Annotated in this window: 17 protein-coding genes and 1 pseudogene; 12 read left to right on the top strand and 6 right to left on the bottom strand. The window is 49.2% G+C overall.

Features of this window, described 5'->3' with window-relative positions; all coding sequences use genetic code 11:
- Positions 1-171 precede the first annotated feature (171 nt).
- Positions 172-912: pseudogene (locus CIG75_RS21695) on the top strand (transposase).
- Between the two features lie 107 nt (positions 913-1019).
- Here CIG75_RS21695 and CIG75_RS13765 read toward each other — a convergent pair.
- The 3 genes from CIG75_RS13765 to CIG75_RS13755 all read right to left on the bottom strand — a co-directional run bounded on the left by CIG75_RS13765 (position 1020) and on the right by CIG75_RS13755 (position 4826).
- Entirely contained in the window at positions 1020-1613 is a 594-nt protein-coding gene (locus tag CIG75_RS13765) for a hypothetical protein (RefSeq protein ID WP_157729555.1), read from the bottom strand.
- 179 nt (positions 1614-1792) lie between these two features.
- The gene (locus CIG75_RS13760; protein WP_094237159.1) at positions 1793-3406 is read right to left on the bottom strand and encodes an ABC-F family ATP-binding cassette domain-containing protein; all 1614 of its coding nucleotides are present in this window, start codon (positions 3404-3406) and stop codon (positions 1793-1795) included.
- 565 nt (positions 3407-3971) lie between these two features.
- On the bottom strand, positions 3972-4826 hold the full coding sequence (locus CIG75_RS13755) for a phosphotransferase family protein (protein WP_094237158.1): 855 nt from the start codon (positions 4824-4826) through the stop codon (positions 3972-3974).
- 183 nt (positions 4827-5009) lie between these two features.
- Between CIG75_RS13755 and CIG75_RS13750 the strand changes: the two genes are divergently transcribed.
- The 5 genes from CIG75_RS13750 to CIG75_RS13730 all read left to right on the top strand — a co-directional run bounded on the left by CIG75_RS13750 (position 5010) and on the right by CIG75_RS13730 (position 9994).
- Complete coding sequence (locus CIG75_RS13750) at positions 5010-5204, top strand: alpha/beta-type small acid-soluble spore protein (RefSeq protein WP_094237157.1); 195 nt, start codon at positions 5010-5012, stop codon at positions 5202-5204.
- A gap of 178 nt (positions 5205-5382) precedes the next feature.
- Positions 5383-5586 (top strand): alpha/beta-type small acid-soluble spore protein, encoded by a 204-nt coding sequence (locus tag CIG75_RS13745; RefSeq protein WP_094237156.1) that lies wholly within the window; start codon positions 5383-5385, stop codon positions 5584-5586.
- Between the two features lie 102 nt (positions 5587-5688).
- Positions 5689-5889, top strand: coding sequence for an alpha/beta-type small acid-soluble spore protein (locus CIG75_RS13740; RefSeq protein ID WP_094237155.1), 201 nt, complete (start codon positions 5689-5691; stop codon positions 5887-5889).
- Between the two features lie 139 nt (positions 5890-6028).
- Complete coding sequence (gene pcrA / locus CIG75_RS13735; protein WP_094237154.1) at positions 6029-8158, top strand: DNA helicase PcrA; 2130 nt, start codon at positions 6029-6031, stop codon at positions 8156-8158.
- Between the two features lie 198 nt (positions 8159-8356).
- A complete protein-coding gene (locus CIG75_RS13730) occupies positions 8357-9994 on the top strand; it encodes a peptide ABC transporter substrate-binding protein (protein WP_094237153.1) in 1638 nt (545 codons plus the stop codon).
- 50 nt (positions 9995-10044) lie between these two features.
- Here CIG75_RS13730 and CIG75_RS13725 read toward each other — a convergent pair whose 3' ends face one another.
- Positions 10045-10254: a lipocalin/fatty acid-binding family protein gene (locus CIG75_RS13725; RefSeq protein WP_094237152.1), complete on the bottom strand. Its 210-nt coding sequence runs from the start codon at positions 10252-10254 to the stop codon at positions 10045-10047.
- A 103-nt stretch (positions 10255-10357) separates the two neighbouring features.
- Here CIG75_RS13725 and CIG75_RS13720 point away from each other — a divergent pair, with 103 nt between their 5' ends.
- The 6 genes from CIG75_RS13720 (at position 10358) to CIG75_RS13695 (ending at position 16546) form a co-directional block, all read left to right on the top strand.
- Positions 10358-12193: a peptide ABC transporter substrate-binding protein gene (locus CIG75_RS13720; protein WP_227874226.1), complete on the top strand. Its 1836-nt coding sequence runs from the start codon at positions 10358-10360 to the stop codon at positions 12191-12193.
- A gap of 86 nt (positions 12194-12279) precedes the next feature.
- Positions 12280-12459 carry a hypothetical protein gene (locus tag CIG75_RS13715; protein ID WP_094237150.1) on the top strand — a complete coding sequence of 60 codons (180 nt, stop codon included), beginning with the start codon at positions 12280-12282 and terminating at the stop codon, positions 12457-12459.
- Positions 12460-12743: 284 nt separating this feature from the next.
- Positions 12744-14831: a sensor domain-containing diguanylate cyclase gene (locus CIG75_RS13710; protein WP_172844460.1), complete on the top strand. Its 2088-nt coding sequence runs from the start codon at positions 12744-12746 to the stop codon at positions 14829-14831.
- Positions 14832-14930: 99 nt separating this feature from the next.
- Positions 14931-15704: an alpha/beta fold hydrolase gene (locus CIG75_RS13705; RefSeq protein WP_157729554.1), complete on the top strand. Its 774-nt coding sequence runs from the start codon at positions 14931-14933 to the stop codon at positions 15702-15704.
- A 71-nt stretch (positions 15705-15775) separates the two neighbouring features.
- Positions 15776-16204, top strand: coding sequence for a hypothetical protein (locus CIG75_RS13700; protein WP_094237147.1), 429 nt, complete (start codon positions 15776-15778; stop codon positions 16202-16204).
- Between the two features lie 66 nt (positions 16205-16270).
- Complete coding sequence (locus CIG75_RS13695; RefSeq protein ID WP_094237146.1) at positions 16271-16546, top strand: hypothetical protein; 276 nt, start codon at positions 16271-16273, stop codon at positions 16544-16546.
- A 30-nt stretch (positions 16547-16576) separates the two neighbouring features.
- Here CIG75_RS13695 and CIG75_RS13690 read toward each other — a convergent pair whose 3' ends face one another.
- Both CIG75_RS13690 and CIG75_RS13685 read right to left on the bottom strand, forming a co-directional pair.
- On the bottom strand, positions 16577-16855 hold the full coding sequence (locus CIG75_RS13690) for a hypothetical protein (RefSeq protein ID WP_094237145.1): 279 nt from the start codon (positions 16853-16855) through the stop codon (positions 16577-16579).
- Positions 16852-18135 (bottom strand): helix-turn-helix domain-containing protein, encoded by a 1284-nt coding sequence (locus tag CIG75_RS13685; protein ID WP_094237144.1) that lies wholly within the window; start codon positions 18133-18135, stop codon positions 16852-16854. The genes CIG75_RS13690 and CIG75_RS13685 overlap by 4 nt, the downstream gene beginning before the upstream one ends.
- Positions 18136-18282 lie beyond the last annotated feature (147 nt).

The following is an 18282-nucleotide window of genomic DNA, read 5'->3' as shown; positions in this document are numbered from 1 at the left end:
CAATCGCTTCGTGACTAGTTTCTATTTGTTCTTGCGATCAATGCACAAAAGTTCATTAATAATTCTGTCCGAGTCTGTAAAATATTTTGTGTAAACTCCGAATCCTGCTAGACTCATATCGAATAAGAAACGGAGAACACATATGGATAAAAACTAGTTTTCAAACAACAACTGCGAGAATTCATCAAAGAGAACAAATGTCGTCCGTTCTGGATATACAGTACATGTTGAAAGACCTGTTCGCAGAAACGCTACAGGAAATGCCGGCGGGAGAACTGGACGACAATTTGGAGCATGAAGTGCAAAACAAGCACACCACCAACAGCCGCAACGGCAAGACTCGCAAACGGATCACCAGTGAGTTCGGGGGATGGAGATTTTAGTCCCCTTGGGATCGCAAGGGGGAGTTCGAGCCCAAGTGGTTAAGAAGCATCAATCCAATGTCACAAACAAAATTCTGCCGCTCATTCAGTAGTGGCAAAACCGCCCGTTGCAGAGCTTCAATGCAGTGGTAATTCTGGATGCCATTCATTTCAAAGTGAAGCAGGACGGGCACATCATAAAGAAATGGCGCGAGCCGAGATGGATCAGTTCGAGGCGAAATAGGGCGAAAAGTATCCGTTGACGATCCGTTCCTGTCGAGCGAATAGGGAGAAACTCTCGACTTTTTTCAAGTATTCTCGTGAATTTTGCAAGATTATCTATACCACTAATATCTTCGAGAACTACTACTGCCTGCTACGAAAGGCCACGAGGCGCAAAAGCATTTTACCCAGTGACGACTGCTCAAGATGCATTATTGGCGACGATGGATGTTGTGAGGAAGTGGACGATGTGGGTGAGAAACTGGGGAACATCCTCCCACAGCTCGCCTTTCATTTCTCAGGTCGTGTCGACGTACACCTTCAGTAATCATCGCATTCTGTAGTTTACGCAAAATTCTTGACACACCCTGAGAAAGAAGCTAAAGTGCGTTTGGAGAGTTTAGAAGCAAAGGGGATTGTTTGAGCGAAGGCGAGTCACTCGTTAGAGCAGACAAGAGTATAGGTGATCGGAAGACTCTGTTCGATAAAATTCGGGTACACTTCTATAAAGTAAATCCTGCCTTTTGTAAGATACTGAGAGAAGACGATCTTACTTTTAGGAGGATCGTTCAAAGCAAATTTTAATTGCGTCGGTCCCTCAGAATCGGTTAGATGAATCATCACAGATTTCCCAAGAGCAAGATCGATCACCTCAAATTTTACATTGCCACTTGTACTGGGTGTAATTTTATACCAGTGTTTTCGACGATCCCTCGCAATAGAGCCTTGTATAGCAGGCCCGTCAATCATAAGACTTTCCGCTACCTCAAAAGGATCATCTGCCTCTTGTAGTTTAGAATGCCGCCCATCATATTGTATTCCTCGTCTTTTCAGTTCTAAAAGGAATTGCTCGTAACCAGCTTGTATGTCTGACTGTATACTCTCCTCGTCCCAACCTTCAATTCCGAGATCTAACTCCCATTCGCTAATCTTAATATGTATGGCGACAGCAAGAGCATCTAAATAGGCCATGCCTTCATGTTCCATATTGGCTTTCGTAATTTCCTCAATTTCTTCGAAATCAAACATCACACATGCCCCCCTCCTCGAATGCCATTGATTCGCTTTCAAAGTAAGATAGTCCTTTATTTGGTTGGCCCAGTTCGAAGACAGCAGAAAGAAATCTACCACATGCAAACCTCATATCAACCGCCAAAAAACCCTTTTCATAATCGAAAAGGGTTTTCCGGTTCGCACAGCAATGCGAATTAGCTATACATTTTTTCAAGCTGTTCCTTCACACGAGCATCTTCCAAAAACTCGTCATAGCTCATCTGCTTGTCGATGAGACCGTTCGGGGTGATTTGGATGATGCGGTTTGCGATCGTTTGCACAAATTGATGGTCATGCGAAACGAAGATCATCGAGCCGGTGTAGTTGATTAGCCCATTGTTCAGTGCGGTGATCGATTCGAGGTCCAAGTGGTTGGTCGGCTCATCGAGCATCAACGCGTTCGCGCCGACATTCATCATCTTCGAGAGCATGCAACGCACTTTTTCGCCACCGGAGAGAACGTTCGCTTTTTTCAGCGACTCTTCGCCGGAGAACAACATGCGGCCCAAGAAGCCGCGCACGTAGGTCTCATCTTGCTCTTTCGAATACTGACGCAGCCAGTCAACCAAGTTCAGGTCGGTGTTAAAATACTCGGCGTTGTCTTTCGGGAAGTACGCCGAGGTGATCGTGATCCCCCATTTAAACTCGCCGCTGTCCGGCTCTAGCTCGCCTGCCAGCACTTTGAACAACGTGGACTTTGCCAGTTCGTCCGGGCCGACCAGCGCGATCTTGTCGCCTTTGTTAACGGTGAAGGAGATGTTGTCGAGCACTTTCACGCCTTCAATGGTTACAGTCAGACCTTCGACGGTCAAAATGTCGTTACCCGCCTCACGCTCCGGCTTGAAATCGATGAACGGATATTTACGGTTCGACGGACGGATATCGTCGAGAGAGATCTTATCGAGCTGCTTCTTACGGGAAGTCGCCTGCTTGGATTTGGAAGCGTTCGCGCTAAAGCGACGGATGAACTCTTCCAGTTCCTTGATCTTCTCTTCCTTCTTCTTATTCGAGTTGCGTTGCAGAGAGAGTGCCAGTTGGCTGGACTCGTACCAGAAATCGTAGTTGCCCACATACAGCTGAATCTTGCCAAAATCGATGTCGGCGATGTGCGTGCAGACTTGGTTCAAGAAGTGACGGTCATGGGAAACGACGATGACCGTGTTTTCATAGCCCAGCAAAAAGTTTTCCAGCCATTTGATCGACGCGAGGTCCAAGTGGTTGGTCGGCTCGTCCAAAAGCAGGATATCCGGGTTGCCGAACAGAGCTTGTGCGAGCAGAACGCGGACTTTTTGGCTACCGTCGAGTTCTTTCATTTGCGTGTCATGCAGGTCAACGGGGATACCGAGACCCTGTAGCAGTTCCGCCGCTTCCGATTCTGCCACCCAGCCGTTCAGGTCGGCGAAATCGCCTTCCAGTTCAGCGGCGCGCATGCCGTCTTCTTCGGTAAATTCACCTTTTGCGTAGATCGCGTCTTTTTCCTCCATGATTTCATAGAGGCGCTTGTGACCCATGATCACGACTTTCAAAACTTGAAACTCATCAAATTCAAAATGGTTCTGCTTGAGGATCGCCAGACGCTCGCCAGGCGTGATGTTCACGTCACCGACGCTCGGTTCGATCTCGCCGGAGAGGATTTTCAGGAAGGTAGACTTCCCCGCTCCGTTCGCACCGATGAGGCCGTAGCAGTTGCCTGGGGTGAACTTGATGGTGACATCTTCAAATAAAGCGCGTTTTCCATATCGTAAGGTAACAGCGTTTGTGCTGATCATTGGTTTGCATTACCGTCCTTCTTTTTTATTCTGTCAAAAACCTACTATATCACACTTGAACAAGTAATGCTCGTGCTATACGTAGGAACCGATGAGGAACGTAAAAGAATGGGGAGGGGGCGGCGAAGCACGGGGCATGGATGCCAGACGCGATGCGCGACTGGGGACGGGGGGAAGTAGAGGTGTTTATTTTCTGGATATGCACGCATTGAATTCTTTAGGTCGAAAAATTAGGGAAACACACGATTTTGAAATACATCCAATTTATTCCTTTTTTATTGCGTGCTTCATTTATTACTTCAATACAATAATACTTGTTCATGAAGAATTTCCAATCACGTGCAGTCCGTTCAAAACGCGAACCGAGTACGTACCGAGTGGGAGAGAGAGGCATCGCTCGAAAAAAACCTTCCATAATAAGCACATGTTTCTCGAGTGCTTACAGACGTCGTTTCAGAAACGCTATGATGTACTCGTCAGAATTGACGGAATTATTCCTGATATAATTCGAAGAGTCCGTCACACCTCAAGCGGACTCTTCTTGCGGTCCATCTCCTTGTAACACTCAGTTGCCGAGCCCTTTCCGAAACTGGTGGAGTCCAGCCTGAACGTGCAACTCGCTGCCAGTCTCCACTCCGTACAAAATGCTGTGCAAGGGGAGGCGCTGGGTGTAAAAACCACTTACTCGCGACCAGAACTGATCATCCTGCGGCAAGAGATAGTGCTTCAATACCTGCTGTGTAAAATCGGCGCCGTATTCCACATAGAAGCCCACAAAATCATAGGCAGGGTCCCCGATGCGCAGATCTCCGAAGTCGATCACCCCCGAGAGCTTACCCGACTGCGCCAACAGATGGTCGCAACTCAAGTCCCCGTGCAACAGGCGCGGTGTATACATAAAATTCGCAGGGTCTTGCAGAAAAGCGGAGAACATTGCGCTCGTCGATGCTCGCTCGTGAGGAGTCAGGACAGGGAAGACGCTCGCTTCGATCTGGTCAAAAAAGGTCGCCCAGTCTGCTTTTGCAAAAATCGGCAACTCGACTTCAGGCAGGTGGCTATGCAGCAACGTCAAGAAACGCCCAAGCGTTTCGGCCATTTCAAATTTTTCTGGCGCCGACAGCAGCGAAAAGACAGCCTTGGTCAGCGGTTCGCCAGGAATCTGCTCGTACCCGACATACATCACTTCCGCATCCGGTTCTGAGCGATACAAAAACTGGGGGACTGGCACAGGCAAAGATTTTGCCAAACTGGGCAGTACCTGCATCTCCTGCATCAGCTCGCGACGGCTTTCTGCATGGCGCGGAAAGCGAAACACCAGACGTTCTCCAATGATCCATACTTGGTTGGCCCAGCCGTGATGGACGGGGCGCACCGCTTCAGTTCGCAGATGCGGATAAGTGCGAAAAACGCTTTCGATCATTTGATTTCACTTCCTTTCCTTCCATTTTGCATAAAAATGTCCAGAATGCCTATCCTACATCTTGGGTCTTTTCACAGGAGTACCCGCCTCTTCCAACCTCCCCTGACATTACCAGCAACCCTTGCGTATTCAATTCACGACAGGTGGCATTCTATAGACACACTCAACTAGGAGGTGAGATACATGGCCAACAACAGCAATCAAAAACTCGTGCAAGGTGCTACACGCGCTCTCGACCAAATGAAATATGAGATCGCATCTGAGTTTGGTGTCAACCTGGGCGGTGAAACCCCTTCCCGCCTGAACGGTTCGGTCGGTGGCGAGATCACGAAACGTCTTGTCGCTTATGCGGAACAGGCGATGGCCGGTCGTCAGTAACACCAATTGAATATCCTTGAATGTAGGAGGCTTCCCGCGCGGGAAGTCTCCTTTCCTCTCCTTTGCATTAACTGAAAAACGACCGAAAACGACTGATAGACATTACCAGATCAGCGGAGAATGGTGCAGAGGCTTGACAAGCATACTAAGATCAATCCCATCAAGGAGGTGACCTACAGTGGCAAACGACAACAATCGTAACCAAAAGCTGGTACAAGGTGCAGAACGCGCTCTGGATCAAATGAAGTACGAAATTGCTTCTGAGTTTGGTGTCAACCTAGGTGGTGAAACACCGTCCCGATTGAATGGGTCGGTCGGCGGCGAGATCACAAAACGTCTCGTGGCCTTTGCGGAACAAGCGATGTCTGGCCGTCAAGGATAAGCAAAGTTGGTACATTCGCAAATGAGCAAGGACTCGACGGTCGCATAACCATCGCGAATCAGGACAAAATAAATTCACATCAAATACAGGAGGTGCCATCAAATGGCAAACAACAACAGCAACCAAAAGTTGGTACAAGGTGCAGAACGTGCTCTGGATCAGATGAAATACGAAATCGCATCTGAGTTTGGCGTAAACCTCAGCGGTGAAACTCCTTCCCGTCTGAACGGCTCCGTCGGCGGTGAAATCACCAAGCGTCTGGTCGCATTTGCAGAGCAGGCACTGAGCGGACAGCAACGATAAGCAAAACTAAATAGCCTATTCTCAGAGCCTTCTCGCTTGAGGAGGCTCTTTTCCTGTACCATTTCGAGCCCTGTTCGATCCTTGACAGTCTTTTGTCCACGTTAGAAAATAGAATACTGACAAGGAGGTTGCACAGGGGATGACGACACGAACAATCAATCCGGCTCAAATTGCCAAAGGACTCAATCCCGAGCAGAAAGCGGCGGTGGAGACGACAGAAGGACCTTTGTTGATCTTGGCCGGAGCTGGATCGGGAAAGACGAGTGTGCTGACGCGCCGGATCGCGTATTTGCTTGGCGTGCGCGGGGTGTCTCCTTTTAACATCCTGGCGATCACTTTCACGAATAAAGCGGCTAAAGAGATGAACGAGCGCGTGCGCAAACTGGTCGGTGATGTGGCCGAAGACCTTTGGATGAGCACCTTCCACTCGATGTGCGTGCGTATTTTGCGACGCGAAGCGGAACGGATCGGCTATCAGAACAATTTTACAATCCTTGATGCGGACGACCAAGCATCTGCTGTCAAACAGTCGATGCTCGACTTAAACTTAGATATTAAGAAATTTGACCCTTCTTCGATCCAATGGCGAATTTCGGCTGCCAAAAATGAACTGCTCACGCCCGACGATTTTGTCAAAACGGCAGGAAAGAAGCTGCAAGACATCACGGCGAGCCAAGTGTATCGAGTGTACCAGCGCAAATTGCAGGATTTTAACGCGATGGACTTTGACGATCTGATCATGAAGACGGTCGAGTTGTTTGAAACGCATCCTGACGTATTGGAACAATACCAGAACAAATTTCGCTACATTCATGTTGACGAATATCAAGACACCAACCGTGCCCAGTATAAATTGGTCAAGCTGTTGGCCACCAAGTACCGCAATCTTTGCGTCGTAGGCGACGGTGACCAAGCGATTTACGCGTGGCGAGGTGCCGATATTTCGAACATCCTCAATTTTGAAAAAGACTATCCGGAAGCGACTGTGATCAAGTTGGAGCAGAATTATCGCTCCACATCAACGATTCTCGATGCGGCCAATGCGGTCATCCGCAACAACACTGCGCGCAAAGACAAGGCGCTGTGGTCGAAAAAAGGGCAAGGGGACAAAATCTCGATCTACACCGCCCTCGATCAGGAAGATGAGGCGCACTATATTGTGCAACAGGTCAAGAATCATAAGGACAACGGTGGTGCTTATGGGGATTGCACCGTTTTGTACCGTGCCAACGCGATGTCGCGCATTGTCGAGGAGGCGTTTTTACAGGCGGCCCTTCCCTACAAAATCTTGGGCGGCATGACCTTTTATGACCGCCGTGAAATCAAAGATGTGATGGCCTATTTGAAAACGCTGGCCAACCCGCAGGATGAGATCTCTCTGCTTCGCATCATCAATGCACCGAAGCGTTCGATCGGGCCGGGCACGATTCAAAAACTGCTCGACTACGCGCATGACCGCGACCTGACTTTGCTTGATGCGATGGGCTTCCCAGATGAAAACGGCCTGCCGGTGAAAACGGCTGCCACCTGTAAAGAATTTCATGATATGATGAAATATTTGCATGTCTGTCAAGAAGGATTGACGGTAAGCGAGTATCTAAGCGAGGTCTTGGAGAAGTCCGGATACCGGCAGATGTATGCGCACTCCTCTAAAGAGGAGGATCAGATGCGCCTTGAAAACATCGAAGAGATGTTTTCCATCACCAAATCGTTTGACCGCCGCCGGGGTGGTACGGTCGGTGATTTCTTAGCGGAAGTGTCGTTGCTCTCCGACAATGATAAAGAAAAAGGGGACGACGGTGAAGCGGTGTTGATGATGACGATGCACGCGTCGAAGGGCTTGGAATTTCCAACCGTCTTTATCATCGGATGTGAGGAGACGATCTTCCCGCACATGCGTTCGATGGACGATATCAAAGGCATTGAAGAAGAGCGGAACCTCGCGTATGTCGGGATCACTCGCGCCAAAGAGAAACTGCACATGCTACACTGTGCGGAACGCACGTTGTTTGGGAACACACAACGCAACGATCCGTCACGGTTTCTCGATGAGATCCCCGAGGAATATTTGGATCGCACGGTTGGCTATGTTGAGTCGGATATCGTCTGGAAATCGGGCGATATGCTCAAGCATCCGCAATGGGGCCAAGGCATGGTGCTCGACAAACGAGGGGAAGATGAGACGTTGGAGCTGACCGTCATGTTCCATCCTTCGATCGGTGAGAAAAAGGTGCTACCGCGCTTTACTAGACTTGACAAAATTGGCTGACATTTATTTCAACGAAAAGGCGCCCCAGATGAGGGGGGTCTTTTTTGTTTTGTATGCAGGTGATGTAATATTCAAAAAAAAGTATTGCGCAAAATTCATTTGCTTGCTATATTGGATTCGTGCAAGAGATATTTTCAGAAAGATTACAGAGAAATTACATGTTTGTTACATGAAAATCACATAGGGGGTTTAGGAACGATGGCAAAGAAATGGCTCACAATAGGTCTTGCTGCTTCGATGGTAGCTACCTTGGCTGCTGGTTGCGGTAACGATGATTCCACCGGCGAAAAGACGGAAAACAAGAAAGAAGCACAGGAACTGAATCTGGTTCTTTCCGACGAAATTCCGACGATGGACATTTCGAAGGCGACTAACACGCTCTCCTTCACCACCTTCGCACAAGTTAATGAAGGTCTTGTTCGCACCGGTAAAGATGGCAAGGCTGAAGCGGGCGTTGCAAAAGATTGGGAAATCTCTCCAGACGGCCTGACCTATACTTTTCACCTGCGCGACGATGCCAAGTGGTCGAACGGTGACGCTGTAACCGCTCACGATTTCGAATATTCTTGGAAGCGCACCCTGAACCCGGAAACCGGCGCCCAATACTCCTTCATGGTAGCATGGGTAAAAGGCGGTACCGAATATAACAGCGGCAAAGGCTCTGCTGACCAAGTTGCAGTAAAAGCAAAAGACGACAAAACGCTCGAAGTTACGTTGGATCACCCGATCCCGTTCTTCATCGAGCAAATGGCGTTCCCGACCTTCTTCCCGCAAAACAAAAAGTTCGTAGAAGCTCAAGGCAACAAATACGGTGCAGATGCAGCTACCGCTTTGTACAACGGTCCGTTCAAAATGACCGCTTGGGAGCACGAACAATCTGTAGTGATCGAAAGAAACGATACCTACTGGAACAACAAACGCACGAAGTTGGATAAAGTCAACTTCCAAGTCGTTAAAGATAGCAACGCAGCTGTCAACCTGTATGAATCGGGTATGGTTGACCGTTCTGGTCTCGTACGTGACCAAGTGGACAACTATAAGTCTTCCGCAGAATTCGCTACCGTTCCGGAGCTGGTCACCGCGTACCTGCAGTACAACCAACGCGTAAAAGCGTTCACGTCCGCAAAAGTGCGTCAAGCGATCACTTGGGCAGTAGACGGCGATGCTTACGCTGACGTTATTTACCACAACGGTTCCGTTGGTGCGACCGGTTACACCCCGAAAGGGATGTCGAACGGTCAAGGTGGCGACTTCACCAAAGATGTCGGCGACCTGATCAAGCGCAAAGACAACGTGTCAAAGGCGAAAGCTACTCTTGCAGAAGGCTTGAAAGAAGTTGGCCTTACCGAGTTCCCGAAAATCAAGTTGCTGGCTGACGACGGCGACGTTGGTAAAAAAGCGGCTGAATTCGTTAAAGAGCAAATCCGTCAAAACTTGGGCGTTGACGTAGAAGTTGAAAACGTACCGTACAAACTGCGTCTGGAAAAATCGCACGGGCATGACTTCGATATGGTTATCTCCCTGTGGGGCGCTGACTATAACGACCCGATGACCTTCCTTGATATGTTCATCACCGACGGTGACTTCAACGATCCGAAATGGTCGAACAAAGAGTACGATGAATTCATCAAAAAGGCGCAACTGGAAACCGATCCGAAGAAGCGCATGAACTACCTCTACGACGCTGAAAAGCTTTTGATGAAGGAAATGCCGATCGGGCCGCTGACTTTCCGTGGCCGTGCGTTCGTCATGAAGCCGTACGTGAAGGACTTCCGCATCCTGTCCTTCGGTCCGGACTACGATCTCATCGACACGTATGTAGAAGGCAAGAAATAGGCTCTATCTTAATGAAGAAAGAGGATCGCCCTACACAGGGCGATCCTCTTTTACAACACAACGAGCACTGGATTCTCATACCACGATTGGAGGGCATTGATCAGGTCTGCTTCCGAATCGAATTCTTCCTCACGGCCAAAGTGATTGGTGAAGGTGTAACCGGCTGCTTGCTGTTTCACCGTCCAGATCTGTCCATCAATGCTGAGCTGAACCGTATCAGACTCCTGTAGGCTTGCCTGCAGTTGTTCCATCCAATCCATCGCTACACCACTCCTTTCTCGGTTTAGCATCTGCCAGTAACAATGTTTTTCATTCAGGTCTTTTTCTTGGACTTGTAACATATTCTGTAGACAAGTAGCAAAGGTGTTAGATTTAGCTTATTTGCTAACTTTAACAGAGCTAAAGAATTTTTTAAGCTATTGCTTTGCTTGTCGAAACATGCTATATTATCAACAAATACAGATAACAAAATTGTCTATCTATTTAGACAAAGAAAAGTCCTCAGCGCTTTTTGTGACTGGGAAGATTACGAAATGGGGGTTTTACGAGATGAACACGAAAAAGTGGGTTGGTCTTGGCCTGGCAGTAACAATGCTGTCTTCCGTAGCTCTTGTTGGTTGCGGTGATAAAGAAGAAAAAGGTGGCGAAAAAGGCGGTACTACTACAGAAGCACAGGAACTCAACCTGTACATGACTTCTGAAATTCCGTCCCTTGACCCGTCCTTGGCAACTGACGTCATCGGTTTCACCGTTCTCGGTCAAACTAACGAAGGTCTTATCCGCCTTGACAAAGATGGCGTAGCTGTCGGTGGCGTTGCTGAAAAGTGGAATATCTCCCCAGATGGGCTGACCTATACTTTCACACTGCGTGACGGCGCAAAGTGGTCTGATGACTCGAACGTAACCGCGCAAGACTTTGAATACTCTTTCAAGCGCACCCTGAACCCGGAAACTGCTTCGCAGTACTCGTTCATGATGACTTGGATCAAAGGCGGCGCTGAATACAACGGTGGCAAAGGTACTGCTGACGATGTAGCGGTAAAATCGATCGACGCAAAGACTCTGGAAATCAAACTTGTGAACCCGATTCCGTTCTTCTTGGAGCAATTGGCGTTCCCGCTGTTCTTCCCGCAAAAACAAGCTTTCGTTGAACAACAAGGCGACAAATTCGGCGCTGAGGTTGACAGAGCTCTGTACAACGGTCCGTTCGCACTGACCGAGTGGGTGCATGAGCAATCTGCAGTCATGAAGAAAAACCCGAAATACTGGGATGCAGCAAACGTAAAACTCGATACCGTTAACTACCAAATCGTAAAAGACTCCTCCGCTCTGGAAAACTTGTACCTGGCTGGTCAAATCGACCGCTTCTCCCTCGTACGTGACCAAGTGGATCGTTATAAAGATACCGCTGAGTACTCCACTCAAGCAGATTTGTCTGTAGGTTACCTGCAATTTAACCAAAAGAAAGTAAAAGCTCTGAACAACGCTAAGATCCGTCGTGCTCTGACCACGACCATCGATGGCGATACTTGGGCAGATATCATCTACCACAACGGTTCCATCGGCGCAACTGGTCTCGTACCGCCGGGAACTTCCAACGGTGAAGGCGGCGAGTTCCGTAAGGACAACGGCGACCTGATCGACCGCAAAAACTCCGCTCCGAAAGCGAAAGAACTGCTGGCAGAAGGTTTGAAAGAAGTTGGTCTGGATAAAATGCCGACCATCAAACTGTTGATGGACGATGGTGATACCTCCAAGAAATCTGGTGAGTTCATCAAGGAACAATGGCGTACAGCTCTGGGCGTCGATGTAGAAATCGAGAACGTTCCGTTCAAACTGCGTCTGCAACGTTCGCAACAAGGCGACTTCGACATCGTATTCTCCTTCTGGGGCGCTGACTACAACGACCCGATGACCTTCCTCGACATGTGGATCACCGATGGTGACTTCAACGAGAGCGGCTACTCCAACACCAAATATGACGATCTGATCAAAAAAGCTCAAGCTGAGCCGGATCCGAAAAAACGTATGGGTTACCTGTACGATGCAGAGAAGATCATCATGGAAGATATGCCGATCGGCCCGATCGTACACCGCGCGGTTGCTCGCGTATCCCGTCCGTACGTCAAGGGCTGGACTCCGCGTACCTTTGGTCCGGACTACGATCTCAAGTACACCTGGATCGAAGGCAAAAACTAATCACGTTACTGCCTGCGATCAAAAGAAACCCCCGTCTCTTGCGGGGGTTTCTTTTTTGATATACTTCAAGAGAGGAGGGATTCTGCATGCATGTCAAATTGACTTTAGTGATGAAAGATGGCTCTTGTCAGAAAGCGCGTGTGACCGATGCGTCTTCTGTTGAAGAAGCGATTGATTTTATGAAGACGATGCGCCCCGGTGTCAGCGATGCTGTGGAAGGTTGGGAATTAGCTGAACGATGGGAATCGGAGCAAGAAAAGCAGTAAGACACTCGGGGGAGTGTCTTTTTTTCTTAAATCAACATAGATCGAAAGTAGCATGAAAATAATAGGGAGGATGGTAGGAGCTCGGCGCATTTAAACGAGACTGTTCTTTGTTGTTTCCATATTTTAGAAGGTGAAATAGGTTGCGCTTGTAGAATATTTCTATGCAAATTGCTAGCAAACTCTCATATACATAGTTTTACATGCAGGGGATGACTCTTTTTGGAGACGGAGGATGAAACCTGGTGATGAGTAGCGGGAAATGGTGGCGGCTAAGCAGTAAAGTAATGGAATTTTTGTTGATCGGGGTAGCCTTGTATTTCCTGTTTCAACATCCGCTTGAGCTGACCACAGATTTTTGGCTGGTGCTGCTGATCGCAGTTCCGCTGATCGCATTGACCGTATTGTTTCCGGTCACGCTACCGTCGATGCTGGTCAGCTTGGAACTTGTGTTTACGTTTTATCTGGTGCTGGCCTTTGATACGGCGACAACTTTGTGGATCAATTTTTTTGGCGAGTTGATCGCCTCACTGTTGCTGTTGCGCGGGACGCGGAAGATGGCCATTTTGCTCAATCCTGCGATCAAGGTGGTCTGCTTAGCTGCTGGCTATGCCGCGTTTTCGTTTGTAGCAGCATGGATGTTCGAGGGGCAGGAGAGCACCGGCTATGCGGTGATAAAGTTGTTTACAGTGGGGGCTTCCTTCTTCTTGATCAATCATCTGATCATCAACTTGATGCTCTTTTTCCGAACGTCGCACTTCAATCGCAAGTCCTGTTTTGATGCGTTGCGTTGGGAGGCACTCGTCTATTTGGTCGTTCTTCCTCTGGCGATATTGGGTCTTGTGATCGAGCCGTTCACTGCAGTTTGGACGCTTGTGATTCTGATGGTGCCGGTAGCAATTTTGACCTACATGATCCGTTCATTCAATCGGTTGCAGTGGGCGAATCGCATCAACCAGACCTGTTGGGAAGTAGCGAGTACCAAAGAATTGTCTTTGATCTATCAAAAGACGTTCCAGATGGCGCAGGAATTTACCGATTCGCCTAATGGATTGCTGTTGGAGTTGCAGGCAGACGGTAGCTATCGCGGAGTGGACCGCGATGGCAAGATGGTGGAACTGAATGGTCATCCGCTCTTGCAGTTGACATCAGCGTCCGGTGCAGTCCAAATCATCAACGATGTTCGCAAAAGTGAATTTAATATTCAGGGTATCGAGGCACGGTCGATGATGTTAATCCCGCTGGCCGGGCAATCGAAAGTGTTTGGCATCCTTTGTTTGTGGAAGCTCAGTACACATGGGTTTCGCAAAGCGCATCGGGACCAACTGCGCTTTTTGGCCAGTCAAGTCTCAATCATTCTTGATCGGAATCATATGTATGAGGAGTTGGAGCGGGCAGCGGTGACGAACAAACTGACCGGGCTTTATAACTACCAATATTTTTACGACCAACTGAACCATCGCTTTCTCGTGACGAAGCAGCAGGAGGAGAATCTGTGTCTGTTTATTTTTGACATCGATCATTTTAAGAAGTACAACGACATCTACGGTCACATGGTAGGTGATGAGGTACTGCGGCAGGTGGCAAAGGTGATCAGAATGGTGATGGAGCCGTTCGATGTTCTGCTGGCCCGCTATGGCGGAGAGGAATTTGTGGCGATCGGTCGGATGGGAACGACCGCGGCAGAGCTACTTGCTGAAGCGGTGCGTCAAAAGATTGAGAGTCACCAATTCGTCTATCAGGAACACACCGTCAAGAACATCACGATCTCAGGCGGTATCGCACATCTGCAGGACCATGATGCGCTCTCTCCTAGCGACTTGCTGGAAAAAGCGGATCAGGCGCTCTATTGGGGGGCCAAAGAGATGGGGCGTAACCGGATTGCTGTGTACAAAGCCGAATATGATCATCGTCTGTTCGTGGATCATTTGACGGGATTGCATACGACCCATTATCTGCGCCGCAAATTGCGCTCGTTGTGTGAGCAGGAGAAACATTTCCCGATCTTCTTTTTGCTTATCGACATTCGTGGGATGCGGCGAATCAATGAGCGCTATGGGTTTGAGCGGGGCAATGAGGTGTTGGTGGATGCTTCGTTTGTCTTGAAGCGGACGATGCGCACCGATGATATGATCTGTCGCTATTTGGACGATGAGTTCCTTGTGATCATCAAAGGGTGCAGCCGTAGTGAGATCGATGTGGTGCAAGCCCGCATTCATGATGCGTTCGCGGCCCATCCCTTTCCCCCTTCAGATCTTACGGTCACCTGTGACATCACGTTGATCCACATGCAGTCTCGTGAGGAGGAACCTCACATTTTTGAACGCATCGACAGCTCACGCGCACATTATGATCAAACGGAAAATTTAGGGTAGTGGATGAACAACAGGACCTGGCCGATGCCAGGTCTTTTGGCATCTTGGCTCCATGTTCTGTAAAATGGAGGTACAAGCTCGAACAAAGGCGGTATGCGCATGAAGCGGTTGAAGATACAGCAAGACGGACAGATCGTTACAGTCTATGAACAAAACGGAGCAGGCCACCGGACGGTAGTGTTTTTACATGGTGTGGGCAGCACGGGGAAAGTGTGGGCGTATCAGATGCGCGGGTTGCGCGAAGCAGGGCGGATGATCGGGATCGAGTTACCAGGACTGTCTGGGTTGGGTGAGCTTCCGGATACGGTACAGGAGCTCAGTGATCTGGCACCGTTTGTATTTCGCGTCCTGGATGCACTAGAGGTGTGGGAGGCGGTGTGGGTCGGGAACTCGCTTGGCGGGCGGATTGCCTTGGAAGCGTCGTTGACCGTACCTGAGCGTGTGCAAGGGCTAGTGCTCGCTTGTAGCGCCGGGGTGCTGCTGCCAGAGGTTCATGTACCCAACCTGCTAGAGCTTCCGCACAGCGAGATGGATCGCAGATTGTTTTGGCAACCTGAGTTGTTTCAAGTCCTTCAGTCGGACGAAAGCCGCGCGGCTACCGTCCGAGCGCGGCACTTGTATGACCAACTTGCCGCCCGCACCCGCGCGATTGACTTGTGTGACCGTCTCCAAGAGGTACAGGCGAAAGCACTGGTCATCTGGGGGGAGCATGACGGGGTGATTCCTCTGCCGATCGGCGCTGCGGTGGCGGCGGGCATTCCGGATGCTCAACTGCTCGTCCTGGAGCGTTCGGCGCATGTCCCGCAGATCGAACAGCCAGAGCGAGTATTGGACGCGATCGCAACTTTTTTGACCGAACTTCGAGCTGAGTGAAGCAGGGAAAGTTTCTTCAGGTCCCTGAATAGGTTGTAAGATGAAGCGTTGTACCTGAGGTGGTGACACCGATGAGCATTCGCAGACAGTTGGAACAAGAGGTGTTTCAACGGTTGGAAGAGGCGGAAGGCTACTTTAAACGAATGCGGGATGAACGGCTCGATCGCAACCACCCCCGCTTTAGCGAGTGGAGCAACGGAGTGGAACTGCTGTTCTGGCTGTCTTTTGGAGAGTTGTCTCCGCACTATCGCACCTGGCAGACAGTGCTGAGGGTCGAGGCTACGGAGCAGGTCTTGTACAGCCGATTGAGCGGTTGTTTACACCGTGCACGGCGCGCGCTTTTACGCAGCGGATTACCCAACCCGCTTTTGCTAGTGCCAGCAGGGTTTGTCCTGCCGTCTTTTCCGCAAAATCATGGTTTTGTTCAGAAGCGAAAAGCGGAGCGGGCGTGCTGGGAACTGTTTTTTGCGGAACATTTCTTCGCTTGGGCAAAGCTGTAGTTCAGAGCGGATACGTGCTTCTAGGGTGCTGGAAACGGGCGTATGGTAAGTACAGGGGGTGAGACGATGGACGCTTTGAGAAGATGGATTCGCAAAGTGATGAGCGGCGTTGCAGCCTTTTTGCTCGTTGCATGGCAATCGCTTGGCTCGATCGACCTGTCACACCATATGATGCTGCCGTTTGGAGGCCCGTACACGTACGCATGGACGCATGATGGCATGCGCATCTCGATCGACGAGGCTGAGCAGATCGCGCGAACTGAAGAAGAGGTGCGCGAGGAACGGATTCGAATGACCGGAACACGGGAACGCGCAGATGAGCATGAAAAAGCCGCTTCGTAATCGAAGCGGCTTTTGACTTTGGAGTATTCGTTACGCTTTTTTCGGAGAAAGCGGTTCACCGCCGTTGATGAAAGCGAACTTCGGAGAAAGCGGTTCACCGCCGTTGATGAAAGCGAACTTCGGGGAGAGCGGCTCGCCACCGTTGATGAAAGCGAACTTCGGAGAGAGTGGCTCGCCACCGTTGATGAAAGCGAATTTCGGAGAGAGCGGCTCGCCACCGTTGATGAAGGCATTTTCTTTTGCGTCGAGGCCAAACCCTACCGTTACGATCGATGCAAACAGGATTGCGGAAAGCATTACTTTTTTCATAATAAGATCCCCTTTTCTTTGAAGAAATGTTGTATATACTGTTGGGTTTCTTCCAGAATTTCAGTAGAAGATTTATAATCTCCCAACTTTTTGAATAAGTCGCTGACATGCAGTCTCATCTTGTGATAATCGTGCACCATATCGAGAGTGCGGAAAACTTCCGCCCCAAGCAAGGCCGCTTCAATCGCCGCTTCGTTTTCCTGACGGTAGGCATGTAAAAGTGAGCGGACATTATAGCACTGAGCGTGATACATCGAGTTCGGCTCACAAAGTGCAAAAGCGTGTTCAACATGTTCTGCCGCCTCTTCGTCTCGTTCCAAGCGAAGCAACACTTTGGCGATCTCTGCATGAGTGTTGGACAACTGTTTGTCCGAGCCGAGCTCTTGATATTGTCGGAGACACTCTTGGAGAATTTCGAGTGCTGCTGCATAGTCGCCAAGCTCTCCGCGTAAGATGCCGAAGTTTTCTTTGACCTGAATCGAATAGTGAATGTGGTCGAGACTTTTGAAGAGGGTGACCGCTTCCTGCCAATATTCTTGGGCCTGTTGGTATTCCTTCTTTCCATACAGTGACAAACCTAGACCAAGGTAGTTGGTAGCTAGGTGATAGAGGTTGGATGAATTTTTTAACAGGTCTTGTGAATTGAGAAACAGGTGGGTTGATTGGTCGTAATGGCCTAAGCGGTTGTAGGTGATTGCGAGGTTGGTCGTGATCTCTGCCTTGAGAAACGAATCGTCTACTCCCATCTCGAGCAATGAATCATAGGCTCGCTGCCAATAGTGCATCGCCAATGAGATGTTGTGTTGCTTATAGTAGACAAGACCCAGCCGATGCAACGACCATACATGTGCGCGATGATCGTCCGCTTTTAGTGACATCGTCATAGCCTTTTCCAATAGCTCTTTGACTGTAGATAAATTATCCAAATGAATAAAACAAGTCGATAAATCCATCATCAGGTCGAGTTCATCACCGGCCCCTGTTGCGAGTAAATTGTCTAAGATCGGCACGGCATTCGAATATTCTTTTGCCATGATGAACGTTTTGGCAAGCTTATGGGAAGTGGCCTGCTCCAGATACTCCCCTGTCTCGGTCAGAAAATAGTCGAGCGGAACCTCAAGACGTTCCGCAATCTGGAGGAGGAGCTTGTAGGACGGGTTGATCTTGTCCGCTTCAATCTGCGAGATCGCGCTGGCGCTAACCAAACCTTCGGCGAGTTGGCTCTGGGTCAGTCCTTTTTCCTGACGCCTCTGCCTGATCTTCCGGCCAAGAGATTCCATATGTTTCCTCCCGTGTCTATCGCTTTCTGACTCCCATTATATAAGAATAATTATGCAAACGAAAGAGAGATTCAGTTATAAATTTAAATCAAATTAATAGCATCTTCACGCAATAAGGTTCAGTTACAAAATATGACCAATATAAAT

Source organism: Tumebacillus algifaecis (assembly GCF_002243515.1).
Classification (GTDB): domain Bacteria; phylum Bacillota; class Bacilli; order Tumebacillales; family Tumebacillaceae; genus Tumebacillus_A; species Tumebacillus_A algifaecis.
The sequence above is the reverse complement of the archived record's forward strand: the minus strand, read 5'-3'. Positions and strand labels throughout refer to the sequence as shown.

Bases quoted from the DNA above. Each gene is read 5' to 3' on its own strand.
- CIG75_RS13740 (WP_094237155.1), top strand. From the start codon at position 5,689: ATGGCAAACAACAACAGCAACCAAAAGTTGGTACAAGGTGCAGAACGT.
- CIG75_RS13750 (WP_094237157.1), top strand. From the start codon at position 5,010: ATGGCCAACAACAGCAATCAAAAACTCGTGCAAGGTGCTACACGCGCT.
- CIG75_RS13705 (WP_157729554.1), top strand. From the start codon at position 14,931: ATGAAGCGGTTGAAGATACAGCAAGACGGACAGATCGTTACAGTCTAT.
- CIG75_RS13760 (WP_094237159.1), bottom strand. From the start codon at position 3,406: ATGATCAGCACAAACGCTGTTACCTTACGATATGGAAAACGCGCTTTA.
- CIG75_RS13715 (WP_094237150.1), top strand. From the start codon at position 12,280: ATGCATGTCAAATTGACTTTAGTGATGAAAGATGGCTCTTGTCAGAAA.
- CIG75_RS13710 (WP_172844460.1), top strand. From the start codon at position 12,744: ATGGAATTTTTGTTGATCGGGGTAGCCTTGTATTTCCTGTTTCAACAT.
- CIG75_RS13765 (WP_157729555.1), bottom strand. From the start codon at position 1,613: ATGTTTGATTTCGAAGAAATTGAGGAAATTACGAAAGCCAATATGGAA.
- CIG75_RS13700 (WP_094237147.1), top strand. From the start codon at position 15,776: ATGAGCATTCGCAGACAGTTGGAACAAGAGGTGTTTCAACGGTTGGAA.
- CIG75_RS13755 (WP_094237158.1), bottom strand. From the start codon at position 4,826: ATGATCGAAAGCGTTTTTCGCACTTATCCGCATCTGCGAACTGAAGCG.
- CIG75_RS13690 (WP_094237145.1), bottom strand. From the start codon at position 16,855: ATGAAAAAAGTAATGCTTTCCGCAATCCTGTTTGCATCGATCGTAACG.
- CIG75_RS13685 (WP_094237144.1), bottom strand. From the start codon at position 18,135: ATGGAATCTCTTGGCCGGAAGATCAGGCAGAGGCGTCAGGAAAAAGGA.
- CIG75_RS13695 (WP_094237146.1), top strand. From the start codon at position 16,271: ATGGACGCTTTGAGAAGATGGATTCGCAAAGTGATGAGCGGCGTTGCA.
- CIG75_RS13730 (WP_094237153.1), top strand. From the start codon at position 8,357: ATGGCAAAGAAATGGCTCACAATAGGTCTTGCTGCTTCGATGGTAGCT.
- pcrA (WP_094237154.1), top strand. From the start codon at position 6,029: ATGACGACACGAACAATCAATCCGGCTCAAATTGCCAAAGGACTCAAT.
- CIG75_RS13725 (WP_094237152.1), bottom strand. From the start codon at position 10,254: ATGGATTGGATGGAACAACTGCAGGCAAGCCTACAGGAGTCTGATACG.